The following is a 19,584-nucleotide window of genomic DNA, read 5'->3' on the forward strand; positions in this document are numbered from 1 at the left end:
GGTTAAGGTCGAAACGGCAAGCCGCCGTCGGTCAATGCCCGTCCTGGGCAACCCGCAGCCGGCTCAATACCACCTCGGCGGCATCCTGCTCGGCAAGCCGCCGGCTGTTGCCCCGGCCCGGGGCGGAAATGGATACCGGCTGGGTAACCACGCAGTTCACATCAAAGATGCGTGCGTGATCCTCGCCTTCCGTCGCCACCAGCTCATACTGCGGTAACGGCCATCCTTGTGCCTGCAACCATTCCTGCAGCCGGGTCTTGGCATCCTTGGAGGAACGCGGCAAGGCGGCCACGCGATTGGCAAACAAGCCGCGCACGGTGTCCCGGCATGCTTCGAAGCCCCCGTCCAGGTAAACCGCGGCCACCAGTGCCTCGAAGGCGTCGGCAAGAATGGAATCGCGCCGGAAACCGCCACTCTTGAGTTCACCCGAGCCGAGCTTCAGGCGTTCGCCGAGTTCCAGCTCGCGCGCCATGACCGCCAGTGCCTGCCCGTTCACCAACTGCGCGCGCAAGCGCGACATTTCGCCTTCGGTGGCCTTGGGGTGCGTTTCGTACAACATCTCCGCGACGATGGCGCCGAGCAATGCATCGCCAAGGAATTCCATGCGCTCGTTGTTGGGCTTGCCTGCGCTGCGGTGGGTGAGGGCCAGGGCGACCAGCGCGGCATCGCGAAAGGTATAAGTCAGTTCCACTGTGGGGCTTAATTGGGTGCAGCGATATTGCCCGTTATGGGCACACTTTTTTCGAAGTGGACGAGGAAGTCGATGTTGTACACGAAGGGGATGTCCTTGTCGTAGGCCACGCGCAGTTCCGTGCCTTGCGCTCCCTGCCCGATCGAGATATCACCGGGCTGCACGGTACCGTCGCTTACATATTGGTAATCCATCTTGCGAATAAGATCGCGGCGGATTTCCTCGAACGATTTGCCGTCGTTGTTTTCGCCGGCCATCTCGCCCATGGCTTTTTGCACGCCCATGAATTCGGTGTAGGCAGGAACCAGTTTCATCGCCATATAGGCGAAAAAGCCAGCCACCAGCACCACAATGAGAAAGGAAATCAACGTGATGCCCGCATGCTTCGATTTCATAGTCCCCTCGCTATGCCGCCGACGCGGCGCGCCCTGTTCCGGATAAACCCGATAGGGCGTACTTTGCCCGGTCGGCGCGCGTCTCGCCAGCGACATGTTCACGGTTCGCGCCAACCGGGGCCTTGCGGCGGTCAGTGGATGATCGTGCCGATCCGGTGGAAATCGACCGCGCCGGTATGCATACCCTTCCAGCTGAACCAGATCATGAAGGCCCTGCCGACCAGGTTTTGCTCGGGCAGGCAGCCCCACCAGCGGCTGTCCTCGCTGTTCTCGCGATCGTCGCCCATCATGATGTAGCAGTTCGGGGGCACTACGGAAGGTACGCGGGCGTTCGGGATCGGCGGAGTCGGCCCACGCGATGGCATGCGCGCGATCAGGTGCTTGACCGAACCAAGTTGTTCGCTCCAGAGGGTGGCGTTGTAGTACAGCAGCTCGTTGTCTTCGAGGCGGGCCGCATTGCCCTTGAACGGACCGATTTCCGTATCGACGACGGGCTTGCCGTTGATCACGATCTGGCTGTCGTGGACTTCGATCGTGTCACCCGGCATGCCGATGACGCGCTTGATCCAATTCTGGTTGGGAACCGGTGCGTGCGGGTCGGCGCAAGTCATGTCGCCGCTGCGCACGATGCTGCCGTCCTGGTCCTGGCAGATGTAGCCCGGAAAGCGGAATACCACGACATCGCCACGCCTGGGTTCGCCGGTGCTGACGACCTTGTTGTTGAACGCGGGCAGGCGCAGGCCATAGGCAAACTTGTTGACCAGGATGAAATCGCCGACATCCAGCGTAGGCATCATCGAACCGGACGGAATGCGGAAGGGTTCGGCCACGAAGGAACGCAACAGCAGTACCACGAAGATGACCGGAAACAGCGAGCGCGCCCAGTCGACTGGCGCCGGATCACGATAATCCTCGCCGGCCGCGGCAAACCGCGCCTTGCGCCCTTGGTAGAAAAACAGACGATCAACGCCCCATACCACACCGAACACTACGGTGAGGGCCAGCAAAATTGCCGAAAAATCAAAATCCATGCAATGACTCCATAGCCAGCTGCTACTTGTCCACTTTGAGCACAGCGAGGAAAGCTTCCTGCGGAATCTCAACCCGGCCGACCTGCTTCATGCGCTTCTTGCCTTCTTTTTGTTTCTCAAGAAGTTTTTTCTTGCGGCTAACATCGCCGCCATAGCATTTGGCGAGAACATTCTTGCGCAACGCTTTCACTGTCGAGCGTGCGATGACCTGGGCGCCGATAGCGGCCTGGATCGCCACGTCGAACTGCTGGCGCGGGATCAGGTCTTTCATGCGCTCGACCAGATCGCGGCCGCGGCGATCCGCATGGCTGCGATGCACGATCAGGCTGAGCGCATCAACGCGATCGCCGTTGATCAATACGTCGACACGCACGAAAGGACCCGCGTCGAAGCGCTCAAGGTGGTAATCCATCGAGGCATAGCCTCGCGAGACCGATTTCAGTTTGTCGAAGAAATCCAGCACCACCTCGGCTAACGGCAATTCGTAGCTGATTTGTACCTGGGTCGCCAGATACTGGATCGAACGCTGCACACCGCGCTTTTCTTCGCATAGCGTGATGACATTACCGATGTAATCGGGCGGCGTGAGGATATTGGCGACGATGATCGGTTCGCGGATTTCCTCGATCTGCGGCGTCGGCGGCAGGCGCGCCGGATTGTCCAGCTGCATCACCTTGCCGTCGGTCTTGAGGATTTCGTAGACCACGGTCGGTGCGGTGGTGATGAGATCGAGGTCGTATTCACGTTCCAGGCGTTCCTGCACGATTTCCATGTGCAACATGCCAAGAAAGCCGCAGCGGAAACCGAAGCCCATCGCTTCGGAACTCTCCGGCTCGAAAAACAGGGCGGCATCGTTGAGGCGCAGCTTGTCCAGCGCTTCGCGCAACGCGGGATAGTCATCCGCGGAAACGGGAAACAGCCCGGCGAACACCCGCGGCTGCATCGTCTGGAAACCAGGCAGCGGGTGGGACGCAGGCTTGCCGGCCTGGGTCAGGGTATCGCCCACCGGCGCGCCATGGACGTCCTTGATGGATGCGGTGATCCAGCCCACTTCGCCCGCGGCGAGTTTTTCCAGTTTTTTGCGCTTGGGCGTGAACACGCCTACTTCGCTCACCTCATGGGCGCGGCCGGTAGACATCACCAGCAGCTTGTCGCCCGGCTTGATCTCGCCCTGCATGATGCGCACCAGCGACACCACGCCCAGGTAGTTGTCGAACCATGAATCGATGATCAGCGCCTGCAGGCGATCGGTATCGCGCGGCTTCGGCGGCGGGATACGCGCGACGATAGCCTCCAGCACCTCGACCACGTTCTGCCCGGTCTTGGCACTGACGGCCACGGCATCCTCGGCGTGGATACCGATCACCGCCTCGATCTCGCCTTTCACCTTTTCTGGATCGGCGGTGGGCAGGTCGATCTTGTTGAGCACGGGTACCACTTCCAGGCCCTGCTCCACGGCGGTGTAGCAGTTGGCCACTGACTGGGCTTCCACGCCTTGTGCCGCATCCACTACCAGCAGCGCCCCCTCGCATGCGGCAAGCGAACGGCTTACCTCATAGGAGAAGTCGACGTGTCCAGGCGTGTCGATGAAATTGAGCTGATAGATCTTGCCGTCGCGCGCCTTATACGGCAGCGAGACGGACTGGGCTTTGATGGTGATGCCGCGCTCGCGTTCGATGGGGTTGCTGTCTAGCACCTGGGCTTCCATCTCGCGCTCGGCCAGTCCGCCGCAAATCTGGATGATGCGGTCAGCAAGCGTGGATTTGCCGTGATCGATATGGGCAATGATGGAGAAATTGCGGATCAGTTCCATGGGCACGCTGTCATCTTCACCGCCTCGCGCGATGCATAGGCAGCCTATCACCGGGATGGCGATATTAGCCGTTCATTATCGCATGGATTGAGAACGTGAACCTCGCAGCCTGCAAAACGAAGGCCCGCCCCTTGGGGACAGGCCTTCCAGAACGGATCAGTCGCTCTTGTCGTCGGGTATGGTCAGGCCGATGAAGTTGCTGGAATCGCCCCGGCGTACCAGCAGCAGCACGGTATCGCCAGGTTTCAGGCCGGCGGTGGCGGCACGGAACGCATCCACGCTACCGATCTTTTTTTGATTCACCATCAAGATCACGTCGCCCGGCTGCAGACCGGCCAGGCCGGCGACCGGCCCCGTCACGTTCGCAATGGCGACGCCCTCGCCTGGTTGCAGGCCAAGCTGACTGCGCGTCGCCGAATCCAGGCTTTGTACACTCATTCCTAGCGCGTCGGCCCCGGAACTGGCTGCCGATTTGTTCATGGCGGAGCGAGCGTTCTGGTCGCGCGGCATGGTGCCGATCGCAACGTCGACGGTCTTTTCCTGACCATTGCGCAGAATCTGCACGGGAACGACGGTTCCGGGCCTGGTCAGCGCCACCAGTGGCGGCAAGTCCGAACCCTGGTCGATCGGCCGGCCACCGAAAGCAAGAATGATGTCACCCGATTGCAGGCCTGCTTTCTGCGCCGCGCTGTTCGGCGATACGCTGACAACGATGGCGCCCTTCGCGCTATCCAGCTTCAGCGCCTTGACAACATCGTCATCCACCGGCTTGATCAGCACGCCCAATTCGCCGCGCGTGACATAACCTTTGGTCTTGAGCTGCTCGACCACGTTCATGGCCACGTCGATCGGGATCGAGAACGCCACGCCCTGGTAGCCGCCCGTGTCCGAATAAATCTGGGAATTGATGCCAACGACCTGCCCCTGCAGGTTGAACAGGGGACCGCCGGAGTTGCCGCGATTGATCGGCACGTCGGTCTGGATGAAGGACGTATCGGGCTGGTCCTGGGTTCCCAGGTTGCGGCCCACTGCGCTCACGATGCCCTGGGTAACGGTGTAATCGAAACCAAAGGGAGAGCCGATCGCCAGCACCCATTGGCCTGGCTTGAGCAGGCGCGAATCGCCGATGGAAACGGTGGGAAGATTGCGGCCGGCATCGACCTTCAACAGCGCGATATCGTAGGTGGGGTCGGTACCAATCACTTTGGCGGTGAGCGTGCGCCGGTCCTGCAGCCGGACGGTAACGATGTCGGCGTGGTCGACGACGTGGTTGTTGGTAAGGATGTAACCGTCATTTGAAATGATGAAACCCGAACCGAGCGAAGTGTGGGCCTGCTCTTCCGGCGACGGCATCATCGGCATGCCGAAGAAGCGGCGGAAAATCTCCGCCTGACCAGGATCCATTCCCTGCAGCGGCATGGCGCCTGCGCCATTAGGGCGGCGCCCGGTGTATTTGGCCTCCACGTGTACGACGGCGGCAGCGTTTTTCTGCACGATCCCAGTGAAATCGGGCAACGCGGCTACTGGCGCGGTCTGCGTCCAGGCCATGCCGGGAACGGCAAGCCCCATGGCCAACGCACAACAAAACAGCCCACCGGAGAGACGACTGCGGACGAGACGGGGGTGAATCATGGTTCCTCCTCGGTTCTGGGCACCCTACTCCCGCTCCATGGCTCGTAGGGTGGGACGGGAGGAGAGCGCAATGAAGAATAACGGGAAGCCTCGCAGCCAAAGCCGGAGGCAGTGGGAATCAGCGTCCCACGGCCCTCTGGTAAACCGGCTGCGCAGCCTGCGCCGCGGACTTTGCCTGCGGCGTGTCGATCAGCAGCAAGTAGCTGCCGTCACGATTGTTCATCGCCTTGTAGCCATGCATGGAATATTCCTGGCTGGGATAGCGCTGAAACAAAGGATTGTCGGACGGGTCGCCCAGCGTGACCGAAGCGCGCTGGCTCAGCGCCGAGGCCGAGTAGGGGCTCAAGGAGGGTGGCACAGCCGCAAGCGTGTCGCTGCTTGGACGGGTGGCCTCGGCCATGGCTTGCACAGCACTATCGCCGGCGCCACGGGACGTGGCGCTGGCAAGCGCAGCGGGACGCCTGGAGTCGGGGGCGGTAGGCTGGGAGACCATCAGAGCTGCCACGGCCACGCTGGCGGCTATCGCGCCACCGACCGACAACCGCAGCCAATCCCGACGCTTGGGTGCATTGCCGACAGCTTTCTGCTCGCCCTCGATGGCTTCCATGACACGTGCTGCGAAGCCGGTGCTGACAATGCCCGGCAAACGGCGACGCAAGCCATCGCCCGCGACGTGGTAGCGGGCCCAGCACTGCGCCAGGGAAGCATCGTGATCCAGCCTGCGCAGCAGGAAGCGCAGTTCCTCTCTGGACAGCTCGCCGTCCATCGCCGCGGAAAGGGTTTCCAGATTGGCTTCACTCATGACATTGGATCCTCGCGGTCTGAAAGCAACGGCCGCAGCTTTTCATCGATTGCCTCGCGTGCCCGGAAGATGCGAGAACGCACCGTACCGATCGGGCAGCCCATGGCTTCGGCAATCTCTTCATAGCTGAGGCCTTCCACTTCACGCAGGGTAATGGCTGTCCGCAGCTCCTCGGGCAGAGCTTGGACAGTGGCAAATACCGTTTGTTCAATTTCTTGACGCATTAATTCGCGTTCGGGGGTAGCACTTTCCTGCATGCGGTCCGCGCCAGGCACGAAAACGGCATCTTCGATCGCAATATCGTCCGCTGGCGGCCGCCGCCCCATCGCCACCAAATGGTTCTTGGCGGTGTTGACGGCAATCTTGTACATCCAGGTATAGAAAGCGCTCTCTCCGCGAAAAGAGCCGATTGCCCGCCAAGCCCTTACGAAGGCCTCCTGGGCAACGTCTTCGCACTCGGCGTAATTGTGTACGTAACGGGAGATGAGGCCGATGACCTTATGCTGGTATTTGCGCACCAGCAAGTCGAAAGCACGCCTGTCCCCACTTTGTACACGTTCAACCAGCGCACTATCGAGTTCGTTGTCGCCCATCCGGGCCGTCTCCTTCGTCACTGCACCATACCGGGATGCCTTCCATCGGATGGGTGAGCTGCTCTGACCTGCGACATGCCGGCAAGTTCAGCACGGAGCCGAAGCCCACCGACATTCTAAGATAAGGGCGACCGCCGCGGGCTCAAGCCGGCAGCTTGTCCTGCACCCCGGTCAGCAGGCGCTCGCGCTCGGCCAGGAGGCGTTCGAAGCTGCCCTGGGGCAGCGGGCGGCAGAACAGATAACCCTGCAACTCATCGCAATGATTGGCGCGCAAGAATTGCAGGTGCTGCTCGATCTCCACGCCCTCGGCCACCACGCCGCGCTTTAGGCGGTGGGCCATTTCGATGGTGGCGCGCACAATCGCCTCGTCATCCGGGTCTACCCCGATATTGCGCACGAAGCTCTGGTCGATCTTGATGCGATCGGCGGGCAGTTTGCGCAGATAGTCCAATGACGCCGCGCCAGTGCCGAAATCGTCGATGGCGATGTGGCAACCCAATCGGTGCAGCCCCTGCATATTCTCCATCAGATTGGGCACGGCCTTGATGCTGATGCTTTCGGTCACTTCCAATTCCAGCAGCCCCGGATCCAGGCCAGTCTCCTGCAGCACGGCCGCTACCACCTCGGAAAGGTCCGGCTGCATCAATTGCACCGCCGACAGGTTGACGCCAAGCCGCAAGCGCAGGCCAAAGCGATCATCCCAGGCCTTGGCCTGCTTGCAAGCGGTACGCAATACCCATTCGCCGATGGAAACAATGAGGCCGGTTTCTTCGGCCAGGGGAATAAAAAAGCCAGGACCGATGTTGCCCAGCTCGGGATGCTCCCAGCGCAGCAACGCTTCCATTCCCACGATATCTTCCGTGCCCGCATTAATCTGCGGCTGATAGAACACCCGCAGTTCGCCATTGCCTTCCGCATGACGGAGGCGCGCCTTCAAGGCGGCATTCTGCTGTTCCTGCGCAGGGCTGACATCGTAAACGCGATACTTGTTGCGCCCCATGCTCTTGGCCGCGTACATCGCTTCGTCCGCATGCTTGAGCAGGGTCTCGGCATCCGGCGCGTCTTCCGGAAAAAAGCTGATGCCGATCGACGCGGTGACCTGCAACTCCGGACCATCGTCCAGGTGCAAGGGCGCATCCATCAACTGCACGATTTTTTCGGCTATCCGCAGCACATCGTCGGTTTTCACGATGTGCCTGAGGACGATGATGAATTCGTCACCGGCATAGCGTGCAACCGTATCGGAAGCACGCACGCTGCTGCGCAGTCGCTGTGTGACCGCCACCAGCACTCGGTCGCCTACGGCATGGCCGAGCGTATCGTTGATGAATTTGAAACGATCCAGATCAACGAACAGTACGGCAAAGGTTTCGCCGGTGCGCGTCGCCTCGCGGATGATGGTATCGAGACGATCATTGAACAACAGCCGGTTGGGCAAGCCGGTCAAGGCGTCCAGCAGGCCCTCTGCGCGGCCTTGCTCGCGCGTGCGCCGCAACTCGAGCATGTGCGCAAAATACGCCGCCGCGCAATGCAGCACAGGTTCAACAATTTCAGGCGCACCGAACGGATTGCGGCTCCCCGCCAGCAAGGCACCCAGGACGCTGCGGCGCTCGTCAAGCAACGGCAGGCCCACGAAGCCGCGCAGCCCCAACTGCCCGACCAGCGGATCGACATCGGCAAGCCGACGAGCGTCATGTGGATACATCAGCGGCTGTCCACCCAACACCAGTCGCAGCGAGCTTTGCAATTGCGGGCCCGGCCATATCTGTTCTTCACCGCGCCAGTGCTGCACGATCTGCGTGGGAACGCTGCTGTCTTCCGGGCGTGCCGACCAGACGGCCAGGTAATCCAGCCCCATTTCATCGAGCAACAGACGCGCGGCGTCGACCACGTCCGCATCATCGCGGCCACTGCTGAACAGGCGCGCCAGCAGCGTCAATGCAACCGCCGGGCGGGTGCCGGCTTGATTGCTTCGGAATTGCAACGCCACCAGTTCGCGACCGTTCTGACGCACGCGCCGCACACTCGCCTCGCCCGTATCGCTGCCGCGAATCGATTTGCGCAGGCAGGCCAGCCAGCGTCGGCCGGCGTCGCCAAAGGCCTTTTCGATGCCTACGGCTTCGAACGACAATACCTCGCGCAGCGGCAAGCCGGTCAGCACACTATTGGCGAGGCCGCTATGGCGCGTGTAGGCCGGACTTGCCTCGACCACACGTTCGGCAACGGGGTCAACAATCAGCCAATCGCCATCACCGTCCTCGAAGACAAAGCGGTAATCGCCCCCGGATGAGGACAGCGCCATGGACGACGGCGCACCCGACGCATGCGGCATTTTCGGCAACTCAGTCACGGATGCGCTTCGATGCAACTGCTGCCAACGTGGAATCAGTTCGGTGCCGATTTGAGAGGCATATAACCAGCCGCTGACTATCTCAGGCAGTTGGGTGGGCCTTATCGTCGCCTCGTCGATCAAGACTGCGATGATGGGTGCATCGACACATGGCGCCAGCAATCGCAACTGCTCGCAAAGCATAAGGCCCGACCGCCCATCGCCGTCGAACGCCACCACGATCAGCGCCAGTGGCTCGCGTCCTTCCAACAAGATGGCTGCGTGCGTGGTATCGCGTGCCGAATGAATGGTTGGATGGCCTTCGCGGTCCAGCACGTCGAACAGCTCTCGCCGAAGCTCGCGCTGCGAAGCCACCAATAGAATGCCCCCCTGAAGCATCGCGCCGGTCACAATAGCCAGCGTCCGTCGCGCAGGCGCGGGCGTTGCGCTGCATGGGCGTTACTGCTCAAGCGCACTGCCACATCATCGAAGCTGGCGATCAATGCCGGGGCCGCGTCGAGCAGCACTACCCGCCGGACATGCCCGGCTGGCGCCCGCGCCAGTTGACGCAACAAGGTGCTATCCACCGCCGACATGGGCAACGGAAACCGCGACAGCAGATAGACGCCGAAATGGATGCTTTGCTGGATATAGCGAAGGGCATTGCCAAGGCGTTGCGAACCGGGAATGCGCGCGTGCGCTTCGCGCAGGTTTTCCATGCCGCTTTCGGCCTGCCAGGCATATACCGACTGGCCGTTGAGCCGGGCAATGACGCGAAACTGTTCAATCAGGGCACCGCTATCGGCGTGCTCGAGCACGACCAGCCCCCCGGGCGCCGTCAGGATGCGCTCGTAGATGTCGCTGCCGGCAAGCGGCGCAGGAGCCATCAGGGAAGTCATAACGCCCAGTAAGGAAAGTCATCGCGTGTTGTACGTTACGCGGTCGCGCGCGAAGCGCAATAGCCCGAATGCCGTGGCGTGACGCATACGGCAGACGGCTTGCGGCACTGCGGCATAACCCCCTACCCCAAGCAACCCGGCGTCTCGCAATCGTGGCGGCGGGACGGTATGGTGATGGTCTCTCGGCTATACCCCTATCCCCATGTTCGAAGGATTGCGTTTCAATCATTGGAAAACGAGCCTGGACGACAGTGGCATCGTCACCCTCACCCTGGATCGCGCACACAGCAGCGTCAACGCCATTTCCCGCGAAGTACTGGATGAACTGGGCCAGATCGTCGAGCGGCTGGCGATCGAAAGGCCGGCCGGCGTCATCATCCACTCGGCCAAATCGAACGGGTTCGCGGTCGGCGCGGACATCAAGGAATTCGTCGAATATGCCAGGCAGGGCACGGTGCAGGAAAACATCGAGAACGGCCAGCGGGTCTACGAGTCGCTGGCCCGCCTGCCCTGCCCGACGGTGGCTGCCGTGCACGGCGCCTGCATGGGTGGCGGCGCCGAACTGATCCTGGCTTGCCGCCAGCGCATTGCCGTCGATGACGACAAGACCCGCATTGGGCTGCCCGAAGTCATGCTCGGCATCCATCCCGGCTGGGGCGGATCGGCGCGCCTGCCGCGCCTGATCGGCGCGCCGGAGGCACTGCCGATCATGCTCACCGGCAAGTCACTATCCGCCCGGCGGGCCAAGAGCCTGGGCGTGGTCGACCGGCTGGCGCGCCAGGAAGAACTGTTGGCCGAAGCCCGCGCGCTGCTGCGGCATCCCCATGCCCGCCCATTCGCACAGCGCGCCACCGCATGGATCACCAACACCTGGCTTGCGCGACAGATCCTGGCGCCGATGGTGATCAAGCAGACCTCGGCAAAAGTACGCAAGGAACATTATCCGGCGCCGTTTGCGTTGATCGATGTGTGGAAACGCGGCGGCAGCAGTATCCAGCAACGCCTGAAGCTGGAGGCACGCTCGGTTTCCAGGCTTGCGCAGACACCTGCCGCGCATAACCTCATCCGTATTTTCTTCCTGCAAGAACGACTCAAGAACCAGGGCAGCGGTATTGATGCCCAGATCCATCGCGTGCACGTTGTAGGCGCAGGCGTCATGGGTGGCGATATCGCCGCATGGGCCGCGTTCAAGGGGTTTGATGTAACACTGCAGGATCGCGAGATGAAACTCATCCAGCCGGCGCTGGATCGTGCCCGTGCGCTGTATGAAAAGAAACTCAAGGCGCCGGAAAAAGTGGAAGAAGCATGTCGTCGCCTGCGCGCAGACGTGGAAGGCACCGGCGTTGCACGGGCCGATCTCGCCATCGAGGCTATCTTCGAGGATGCCCTGGCGAAGGAATCGCTGTATGCGACCATCGAACCACAGTTCAACGGCAATCAGATTCTCGCCAGCAACACCTCTTCGATCCCGCTCGACGAATTGCGCAAGGGACTGAAAGCGCCGCAGCGATTCCTGGGCCTGCATTTCTTCAATCCGGTCGCGCAGATGCCGCTGGTCGAAGTGGTGCGCCACGACCGGCTCGATCCGGCTATCGAGAAGCGTGCCCTGGCGTTCTGCAAGGCGATCGGCAAATTGCCGGTAGCCGTCAAGGGGACACCAGGCTTCCTGGTCAACCGCATCCTGATGCCTTACCTGCTGGAAGCCTTGCGCCTTTACAACGAGGGCGTGCCGGGACCGGTACTGGACAAGCAGGCCAAGGCGTTCGGCATGCCGATGGGGCCGATCGAACTTGCCGACACCGTCGGCCTGGACGTGTGCGCGTCAGTGGGCCAGGAACTCGCCCCGTTCCTGGGCCTGGAGCTTCCGCCTGGGCTCGAAAACAAGCTCGAGGCCGGCAAGCGTGGCAAGAAGGATGGCCAGGGTTTATACACGTGGCAGGACGGCAAACCGCAGAAGCCGGAAGTCGATCCCAATTACACCCCGCCTCCGGATCTGCAGGACCGCATGATCCTGTCCATGGTGAACGAAGCCGTGGCTTGCCTGGGAGATGGCGTGGTAGACGATGCCGACCTGCTCGACGCCGGCGTGATCTTCGGTACCGGATTCGCACCTTTTCGGGGCGGCCCAATCCAATATGTGCGCAGCGAAGGCGCCGATGTTCTCCGCCAGAAACTCGAAACGCTGGCGAAGCGCTATGGCGAGCGTTTCACGCCCAAGAACGGATGGGACCATGCAGCTCTTGCGCACCAGGGCAATGAATTTCCAACTGCCGCGTAGCCCCTGCACCTAAAACCAAGGGCGCCTGCGGCGCCCCTGGTTTAGATACTCACCACATCAGATCATCCGGCACGCCGTCTTCACCGATGCCGCCGGCTGAAGGATCAACCAACAAAGCCAACAGATGCGGATCGATATCGCGCACCTGCTCGGCGATGGATTGCGTCACAAGTACGTACCGCCCGCCATTCTGCACGATACCCAATTTACCCGTATTGAGTTCCGCCAACTGCCCGGCGTCCACATACAAACGGCGAATCTTGCCGCCGTATTCGAAATGACGCACCTGGTCGGCGTCGGCCTTGTTGAGGGCGTTGCCATCCAGCAGCTTTTGCACCTTGGCTTTGCGTTCACGTTTCAGGCGCGCCTGTTCCGCCGCCGCCTGCTCGGCACGCTTGCGTTCGGCCGCCTCGGTTTGCGCACGGACCGCATAAGCTTTGGCCAGGTCGATTTCTTCCTGGCTGCGCGCGGGCCTTTGCTTGGGCTTGTGCGACGGCTTGCCATGTCCCGAGGGGGCATTCGGTCTGGACGCAGGCTGTTGCTGCCGCTTTTCATCCTTGAGCTGTTTGACGATGCCGCTCTTGAGCAGCAGATCTCGCAAAGAATCGACCATGATCAAATCCGATGTTGCGTGTTGCGTTTCAATAATGCGGCGGGGGTGGTTCGCTATGCGGGTCATGGCCTTGACCCGTGCGTACCGTCGCCAGTTCGCTGCGCAGATCGCTCACCATGCGCTCCAGCGCGGCGATGCGCATGGACTGCTCCGCATCAGCCGCAATCAGCGCCTGTACTGCGTCGTCGATGAAGGCGAGCCGGACCTCCAGTTCGGTGAGTCGATGCTCATTATCGCTCATCGTCATCAGGACCGGAGCACGCTGCGACCACGACCGATACCGTAGTAGGCCAGACCCGCCTCTTCCACGACTTCGGGCCGATACAGGTTGCGCCCATCGAAAATGGCCGGCTCCTTGAGCGCCGCGCGAATGCGTGCGAAATCCGGACTGCGAAAGGCCTTCCATTCGGTGACGATCGCGAGCACGTCGGCGCCATCCAATGCCTGGTAAGCACTGTCACACAACACGAGGTCTTTACGTTCGCCATATAGGCGTCGCGTTTCCTCGCGCGCTTCCGGATCGAACGCGCGGACGCTGGCGCCAGCCTTCCACAAGGCCTCCATCAAGCGGCGACTGGAAGCTTCGCGCATATCGTCGGTATTGGGCTTGAAGGCAAGCCCCCACAGCGCGATGGTGCGTCCTTGCAAATGGCCGTCAAAGTAGCGTGCGATGAAGTCGAACAGCTTGGTTTTCTGGTCATGGTTGACCGCTTCCACTGCGCCGAGCAAGCGCGCGTCGTAACCAAAAGTACGCGCGGTGCGTTCCAGCGCCTGGACGTCCTTCGGAAAACACGAACCGCCGTAGCCTGCCCCCGGATAGATGAAGTGATAGCCGATGCGCGGATCCGATCCGATGCCCTGGCGTACCAGTTCTATATCCGCACCCACGCGCTCGGCGATATTGGCGATTTCGTTCATGAAACTGATCTTGGTCGCAAGCATCGCGTTGGCGGCGTACTTGGTGAGTTCGGCCGAACGCACATCCATGACGACGGTACGATCATGGTTGCGGTTGAACGGCGCGTACAACTTGCGCAGCAGTTCGACCGCGCGATGGCTCGAGCTGCCGATGACGATGCGATCGGGACGCAGGCAATCCTCGACCGCATCGCCTTCCTTCAGAAATTCCGGGTTGGATGCCACATCGAAATCAGCACCGGCGCCACGCGAGGAAAGTTCGCCAGCAATGGCTTTGTGTACGCGATCGGCCGTTCCCACCGGCACGGTGGATTTATTGACGATGACCGCATAGCGATTCAGATGCCGGCCGATAGTCTTCGCTACGCCCAGTACGTATTGCAAATCGGCGCTGCCGTCTTCATCCGGAGGCGTGCCCACGGCGATGAAAATGATCTGCGCGTGCTCGATGGCCGTCGCGGCGTTCGTCGTGAACTCAAGCTGTCCGTTGGCATGGTTGCGACGGACAATCGGTTCAAGGCCTGGTTCGAAGATGGGAATTTCGCCGCGCTGGAGACGCGCGACCTTGTTTTCATCGATATCTACACAGACGACGTGGTTGCCCATTTCAGCCAGGCATGCTCCGGTGACCAGGCCCACGTAACCGGTACCAAAAATGGTGACTTTCATCGGATGGCGTCATGACCTTGTTGAGGGGCGCCGATTCTAGCAGCCTCACTGGAATCCCCAGTGTCAATGCCACGAACACATATGCACAAAAGAACGGGGCGCGAATGCTTCGCGCCCCGTTCGCAAAAACACATGCAACGTATCAGCGATTACTGCTGTTCGCCGCCGCCCTGACCACCAGGAGCACCAGGACCGCCCTGCGGTGCGCTGGCTGTTGTCGGGCCTGTGCTCACCAGGGTCACGTCGAAGATCAGCGTGGCATTCGGCGGGAACGGACGCTGCGGTTCAGCACCGTAGGCCAGGCTTGCCGGAATGAAGAGCTTGTAATGACCGCCCACCTGCATCAACTGCAGGCCTTCGCGAAAACCAGGAATCACGCGAGCCAGCGGAATCGCGGTCGGTCCGGGCGGGTTGTTCTTCGAGGAGCTGTCGAACACTTCGCCACTTACGAAAGTACCGGTGTAGTTCACCTTGACGGTGTCATTCGGGCCCGGGCGTGCGCCAGTACCCTGCGTGATCACCTGATACTGCAGGCCCGAAGCGGTGGTCTTTACGCCAGGAGCCGACTTGTTCTTGGCAAGGAACGCTTCGCCCTCGGCCTTGTTCTTGGTGGAGGCGGCATCGAACTCGGCCTTCGCCTTGTTACGCAGCTGCGCTTCGAAAGCCTGGGCGGTGGAGTTGAATTCCGTTTCGTTCATCGGCGGCTTCTTGCCTGAAAGCGCATCCTGGAGAGCCCTGGCCACGGTGGCCGGATCCACGGCATCACGCATGATCGGAGGCACGGAACCGGCCAGTTCATAGCCGACTACAGTGCTGGCCTTCTCCTTATCCACAGTGCCGGTGGCGGAACTGGTGGACGACTTGGACGTCTGGGCCTGCGCGCCAGCGGTCATGCCCAGCGCAACGGCCAGCGCGGCCGCCGTCAGCGTGGGTCGCAGAAAATGCTTCATTTGGAACTCCCTCGTAATGGATATGCCGGCGTACCGGCCGGACCTCCCCCAAATGGAGGCTGGCCCCGCATTGTGCGGTGTCCAGTCCGGTCTTGGCAACGACGTTCAGCCATGGACCATCAGCCCGGATAAAGGTTCACACCGGCAATTGTGCCCGGTTTCTCATTCACCTTGATTCGTTGGGTGGCGGCGAAGGCTTTTCCAGCGTTTCGCGTAATGCAGCCTGCAAGCGGGCATGCACTTTCACCAGCCCTCGCCAGAGCACTACAGCGAGCGCCACGCACACAACAAGGAGGAATAGCGCTACACCCCTGGGCGGCAAAATGGCCGAGCCCAACACGCTGACCAGCATGGCCAGGGCCAGCAGTGTCGCCAGGGGAATCAATTTCGCAAGAACCTGTCGGATGGCTTGCGTATACGCCCCCGCGAAACGTTCGCGAATACCAAGCTCGGCCAGCAACATTCCCAGGGCTTCGGCCTTGCGATACACCGCGATCAACAGGGGCAGCGACACAAACAACGCGCACGCCCAAATCAACGAATGGCGCATGTCCAGGCCGAGCCCCCAGTGCTCGAACCAAGCCGCGTTATGCGCATTCACATAAGCACCCACGACGAACAGTGTCACCACCAGGGCGACGTTGACCGCGATGTGCCAGATCAGCCGCCTGAATATAGCCGCCAAGGCAGCGTTCTCATTGACGGGACGCAGATTCTCCAGCCATCCGCTGTAGCTGGCCACCAGCAACCGCAAGGGGCGCGGCAGAACACGGTGCCCGATACGCACGAGCAGCTCGGTGGAGCCGAGCAGATAAGGCGAGGCGACCATGCAGATCAAGGCAGCCGCCACCGCAGTCGGATAGATGAAGTTGTCCACCGCGTGAAGCGAAAGTCCTAGCGTGGCGATCACAAATGAAAACTCGCCGATCTGCGCCATGCTCAGCCCGGTACGCAATGCGGTCCGCGGATCGTGTCCAATGAAGAACATCCCGACGCTGCAAACCATGCTCTTGCCGAGCATGACCGTGAATGCGACCAGCACGGCCGGCAAGGCGTAATGCGCCAGTTGCGAAGGATCGATCTTCAGGCCGATCGCCACGAAGAACAACGCGGCGAACATGTCGCGCAACGGCTCGACCAAATGCACGATACGCGCGGCGCTGCGCGCTTCGGCCACCACGGCTCCCGCCAGGAATGCTCCCAACGCAACGCTGAAACCTAGCCACGCGGCCAGCAGGCTGGCCCCGAAACAGATGCCCAGCACGCTGACCAGCAAAGTTTCGTCGCGATCGAACCGCGCCACGTAGTCCACCAGGCGCGGCAGCAGCAGCAGGCCCACGATCATGCCGGCAACGATAAACAAGCTCAGGTGTCCGACCAGGCTGAAAGCCGCCACGGTCTGCACGCTTCCGCCGATGGCAATCGCAGTCAGCAGGGTGAGGATCACGATGGTCAGCATGTCTTCCGCGACCAGCATGCCGACCACCAGTCGCGCAAACGGCCATTGGCGCAAACCGCTTTCGGTCAGCGTGCGCGTCGCGACCATGGTTGAAGACAGCGCCATGATCGCGCCCAGGAACAAGGCATTCCGGCCACCCCAGCCGAATAACAGCCCCAGTTCATAACCTACCCAAAGCATGAAGCCCACTTCGATCACGGTGACCAGCAGCAAGCTGCCGCCGACCTGACGCAGCTTGCGCACGCTGAACTCGAGTCCCAGCGTGAACATCAGCAACACCACGCCAAGGTTGGAGATATCGCCAATGGCGCGCGGATCGGCCACCAGCACGCCTGGCGTATGCGGCCCGATCACCACCCCGGCCAGGATGTATCCGGGCAGCACCGGCAGACGCAAACGCTGGAACAACACGGTCGTGGCGCCGGCCACCAGCATCACCAGCGCAAGATCGCGGATAAAACCAATATCGTGCATGCCGCCCTCTTGGCGCAGTCTGGTCCACAGCTTAAACCGAAGCATCGTCGCTACCGCTTATCGCAAAGCGCAACAAGTCGCTCCAACCGTGAGTGCTTTCTAAAAAAGCGCTTGACGGAATCGGGAACCCAGCCTATTCTTTCGGGCTTCCAGCGGGGGGCCATAGCTCAGCTGGGAGAGCGCTTGCATGGCATGCAAGAGGTCGCCGGTTCGATCCCGGCTGGCTCCACCAACACATACGTCCCCATCGTCTAGAGGCCTAGGACATCACCCTTTCACGGTGGCGACCGGGGTTCGAATCCCCGTGGGGACGCCAATTCAAGCGACAGCCAGCGGAACCGGCCATCGCCTTGCATCGGAGACGGATTTAGTGTGTTGGCGATGGGAATGTTGTACGACGCGGAGCGGTAGTTCAGTCGGTTAGAATGCTGGCCTGTCACGCCGGAGGTCGCGGGTTCGAGTCCCGTCCGCTCCGCCATTCGTCGTAAGCCGTATCGCAAAAAGCCCGCTTGAAGCGGGTTTTTTTGTGCCTGCGGCGGCGACTACTTTGCCACCCGTTCCAGGGTGCCGCACGAGTGCCCCTGCTCGGCCAGGTATTCGAGCCAGCGCGCCAGGAAGCCATTCATCTGCAGCCTATGCTGGAACACCGTATGTGCGGGCGTGAAAGGTCCCAGCACTTGCCACAGGTGTCGCCCCGGATGGCAATGCAGCGCCTCGGCCACGTGCGCATCGTTATACATACGCAGCTGCGCCGACGGTGCGCGGCGGCCGGTCTGTGCGTCGACGAAACCGTAGGTAAGCTCCAGCTCCAGGGTATATGGATGGCACTCCTGCACCACCAAGTGCACCGGCAAACCATCGTCGACATCCGAGATGTAGTCGCCCAGCTCCAGCTTCTGCGGGGCGAACAGGCGCGTGAGCCGATGATAATTCTCGGCATACAGGCCCATCAGGAATTCGAAGCGTCCCGGCAGGAGGGCGGTACGGCGGTCGAGCACGGCACTCATAGGGTTAAGGCAAGCTCCATCAGAACATGGTTTTTTCGATACCGAATTGGTCGAAGATCTTGCTCGCAATCTCTTCGATCGAAACGTGCGTGGTGTTGAGGTACGGAATGCCGGCCTGCCGCATCAAGCGGTCGGCCTGCTCCAGTTCCCAGCGGCATTGCTTTAGCGTGGCATAACGGCTGCCCGGACGCCGCTGCTCACGGATCTGTGCCAGGCGTTCAGGTTCGATGGTCAGGCCGAACAGACGTTGCTTATGGTTGCGCAAGCGCAAGGGCAGTTCGAGCTTTTCCAGGTCTTCGTCGGTGAGAGGGTAATTGGCGGCGCTGACGCCATAATGCAAGGCCATGTAAAGACAGGTCGGGGTCTTGCCCGAGCGCGAGACCCCGATCAGGATCAGGTCGGCCTGGGCATAATCCACGTCCATGCCGTCATCATGGCTGAGCGCGTAATTGGTGGCATTGATGCGTGCTTCGTATTTGGCGAAATCCACCAGGCCATGGGAGCGATTTACCGCGCCGGAGTGCCGGGTGCCCAGTTCATCCTCCAGCGGCCCGATAAATGGCGCGAATACATCCAGCATCAGCGCGCCGCTGGTGGCCACGATCTCGCACAAGCCAGGATCGGCCATGGTATTGACCACAATCGGCCGCTGACCGCTTTGCGCATACCGGGTCTTGATGCGCAGCGCGGCATTCTCCGCCTTATGCGCGTCGTCGATGAACGGCAGGCGATGTTTTTCGAAGTGCACCCCCTCAAATTGGGCCAGGATGCTGTTCCCGATCGTTTCGGCGGTAATACCAGTGGAATCGGAGATGAAAAAAACCGAGCGTTGCATGCGTATTCCATGGGCGAATGAAGTTCCTGCCCTGCACCATATCGCAAGCGCGAATCCCTGTCTTTGCCCCGCCGGCGCCTGACTGGTATGCAGGTGGCGCGGCACGCGGCCGCAATGGTCTTCTTGTGCCACGCACCATCGGCAGCGGACAATACCAGTCTTATGCGGCCAGAACCCACGCCGCTTTCAGCTTATT

At 61.2% G+C, this 19,584-nt stretch carries 17 protein-coding genes and 3 tRNA genes; 4 read left to right on the top strand and 16 right to left on the bottom strand.

Annotated features, from left to right (window positions below):
* Nucleotides 1-31 precede the first annotated feature (31 nt).
* The 9 genes from rnc to ISP15_RS01750 all read right to left on the bottom strand — a co-directional run bounded on the left by rnc (nucleotide 32) and on the right by ISP15_RS01750 (nucleotide 10,173).
* Nucleotides 32-691: a ribonuclease III gene (gene rnc / locus ISP15_RS01710; RefSeq protein ID WP_404544417.1), complete on the bottom strand. Its 660-nt coding sequence runs from the start codon at nucleotides 689-691 to the stop codon at nucleotides 32-34.
* A gap of 8 nt (nucleotides 692-699) precedes the next feature.
* Nucleotides 700-1,182: a DUF4845 domain-containing protein gene (locus ISP15_RS01715; RefSeq protein WP_404545309.1), complete on the bottom strand. Its 483-nt coding sequence runs from the start codon at nucleotides 1,180-1,182 to the stop codon at nucleotides 700-702.
* 35 nt (nucleotides 1,183-1,217) lie between these two features.
* Nucleotides 1,218-2,117, bottom strand: a complete 900-nt coding sequence (gene lepB / locus ISP15_RS01720; protein WP_404544420.1) for a signal peptidase I — start codon at nucleotides 2,115-2,117, stop codon at nucleotides 1,218-1,220.
* Between the two features lie 22 nt (nucleotides 2,118-2,139).
* Complete coding sequence (gene lepA, locus ISP15_RS01725) at nucleotides 2,140-3,930, bottom strand: translation elongation factor 4 (RefSeq protein WP_404544423.1); 1,791 nt, start codon at nucleotides 3,928-3,930, stop codon at nucleotides 2,140-2,142.
* Nucleotides 3,931-4,086: 156 nt separating this feature from the next.
* Nucleotides 4,087-5,562 carry a Do family serine endopeptidase gene (locus ISP15_RS01730; RefSeq protein WP_404544424.1) on the bottom strand — a complete coding sequence of 492 codons (1,476 nt, stop codon included), beginning with the start codon at nucleotides 5,560-5,562 and terminating at the stop codon, nucleotides 4,087-4,089.
* A gap of 118 nt (nucleotides 5,563-5,680) precedes the next feature.
* Nucleotides 5,681-6,364 (bottom strand): sigma-E factor negative regulatory protein, encoded by a 684-nt coding sequence (locus ISP15_RS01735; protein WP_404544427.1) that lies wholly within the window; start codon nucleotides 6,362-6,364, stop codon nucleotides 5,681-5,683.
* Nucleotides 6,361-6,957: an RNA polymerase sigma factor RpoE gene (gene rpoE / locus ISP15_RS01740; RefSeq protein ID WP_404544431.1), complete on the bottom strand. Its 597-nt coding sequence runs from the start codon at nucleotides 6,955-6,957 to the stop codon at nucleotides 6,361-6,363. The genes ISP15_RS01735 and rpoE overlap by 4 nt, the downstream gene beginning before the upstream one ends.
* Before the next feature lie 142 nt (nucleotides 6,958-7,099).
* Nucleotides 7,100-9,661, bottom strand: a complete 2,562-nt coding sequence (locus ISP15_RS01745) for a putative bifunctional diguanylate cyclase/phosphodiesterase (protein ID WP_404544434.1) — start codon at nucleotides 9,659-9,661, stop codon at nucleotides 7,100-7,102.
* Nucleotides 9,662-9,693: 32 nt separating this feature from the next.
* The gene (locus ISP15_RS01750) at nucleotides 9,694-10,173 is read right to left on the bottom strand and encodes a hypothetical protein (protein ID WP_404545359.1); all 480 of its coding nucleotides are present in this window, start codon (nucleotides 10,171-10,173) and stop codon (nucleotides 9,694-9,696) included.
* A gap of 214 nt (nucleotides 10,174-10,387) precedes the next feature.
* Here ISP15_RS01750 and ISP15_RS01755 point away from each other — a divergent pair, with 214 nt between their 5' ends.
* Entirely contained in the window at nucleotides 10,388-12,463 is a 2,076-nt protein-coding gene (locus ISP15_RS01755) for a 3-hydroxyacyl-CoA dehydrogenase NAD-binding domain-containing protein (protein ID WP_404544436.1), read from the top strand.
* Between the two features lie 49 nt (nucleotides 12,464-12,512).
* Here ISP15_RS01755 and ISP15_RS01760 read toward each other — a convergent pair whose 3' ends face one another.
* From ISP15_RS01760 to ISP15_RS01780, 5 genes are all read right to left on the bottom strand, one after another.
* The gene (locus ISP15_RS01760; protein ID WP_404544439.1) at nucleotides 12,513-13,076 is read right to left on the bottom strand and encodes a DUF2058 domain-containing protein; all 564 of its coding nucleotides are present in this window, start codon (nucleotides 13,074-13,076) and stop codon (nucleotides 12,513-12,515) included.
* A 28-nt stretch (nucleotides 13,077-13,104) separates the two neighbouring features.
* A complete protein-coding gene (locus ISP15_RS01765; RefSeq protein WP_404544441.1) occupies nucleotides 13,105-13,317 on the bottom strand; it encodes a SlyX family protein in 213 nt (70 codons plus the stop codon).
* 5 nt (nucleotides 13,318-13,322) lie between these two features.
* Entirely contained in the window at nucleotides 13,323-14,663 is a 1,341-nt protein-coding gene (locus tag ISP15_RS01770; protein ID WP_404544443.1) for a UDP-glucose dehydrogenase family protein, read from the bottom strand.
* A gap of 149 nt (nucleotides 14,664-14,812) precedes the next feature.
* Nucleotides 14,813-15,613 carry an FKBP-type peptidyl-prolyl cis-trans isomerase gene (locus ISP15_RS01775; protein ID WP_404544446.1) on the bottom strand — a complete coding sequence of 267 codons (801 nt, stop codon included), beginning with the start codon at nucleotides 15,611-15,613 and terminating at the stop codon, nucleotides 14,813-14,815.
* A gap of 166 nt (nucleotides 15,614-15,779) precedes the next feature.
* Complete coding sequence (locus tag ISP15_RS01780) at nucleotides 15,780-17,546, bottom strand: cation:proton antiporter (protein WP_404544448.1); 1,767 nt, start codon at nucleotides 17,544-17,546, stop codon at nucleotides 15,780-15,782.
* Between the two features lie 156 nt (nucleotides 17,547-17,702).
* Between ISP15_RS01780 and ISP15_RS01785 the strand changes: the two genes are divergently transcribed.
* The 3 genes from ISP15_RS01785 to ISP15_RS01795 all read left to right on the top strand — a co-directional run bounded on the left by ISP15_RS01785 (nucleotide 17,703) and on the right by ISP15_RS01795 (nucleotide 18,024).
* Nucleotides 17,703-17,778, top strand: a tRNA-Ala gene (locus ISP15_RS01785).
* Between the two features lie 8 nt (nucleotides 17,779-17,786).
* Nucleotides 17,787-17,862, top strand: a tRNA-Glu gene (locus tag ISP15_RS01790).
* An 85-nt stretch (nucleotides 17,863-17,947) separates the two neighbouring features.
* Nucleotides 17,948-18,024, top strand: a tRNA-Asp gene (locus ISP15_RS01795).
* A 64-nt stretch (nucleotides 18,025-18,088) separates the two neighbouring features.
* Here ISP15_RS01795 and ISP15_RS01800 read toward each other — a convergent pair.
* Together ISP15_RS01800 and ppsR are read right to left on the bottom strand one after the other, a co-directional pair.
* Entirely contained in the window at nucleotides 18,089-18,553 is a 465-nt protein-coding gene (locus ISP15_RS01800) for a DUF1249 domain-containing protein (protein WP_404544450.1), read from the bottom strand.
* A 19-nt stretch (nucleotides 18,554-18,572) separates the two neighbouring features.
* Complete coding sequence (gene ppsR / locus ISP15_RS01805) at nucleotides 18,573-19,388, bottom strand: posphoenolpyruvate synthetase regulatory kinase/phosphorylase PpsR (RefSeq protein ID WP_404544452.1); 816 nt, start codon at nucleotides 19,386-19,388, stop codon at nucleotides 18,573-18,575.
* Between the last annotated feature and the right edge of the window lie 196 nt (nucleotides 19,389-19,584).

Origin of the sequence: Dyella jejuensis (assembly GCF_044904675.1) — a bacterium.
Classification (GTDB): domain Bacteria; phylum Pseudomonadota; class Gammaproteobacteria; order Xanthomonadales; family Rhodanobacteraceae; genus Dyella_B; species Dyella_B jejuensis.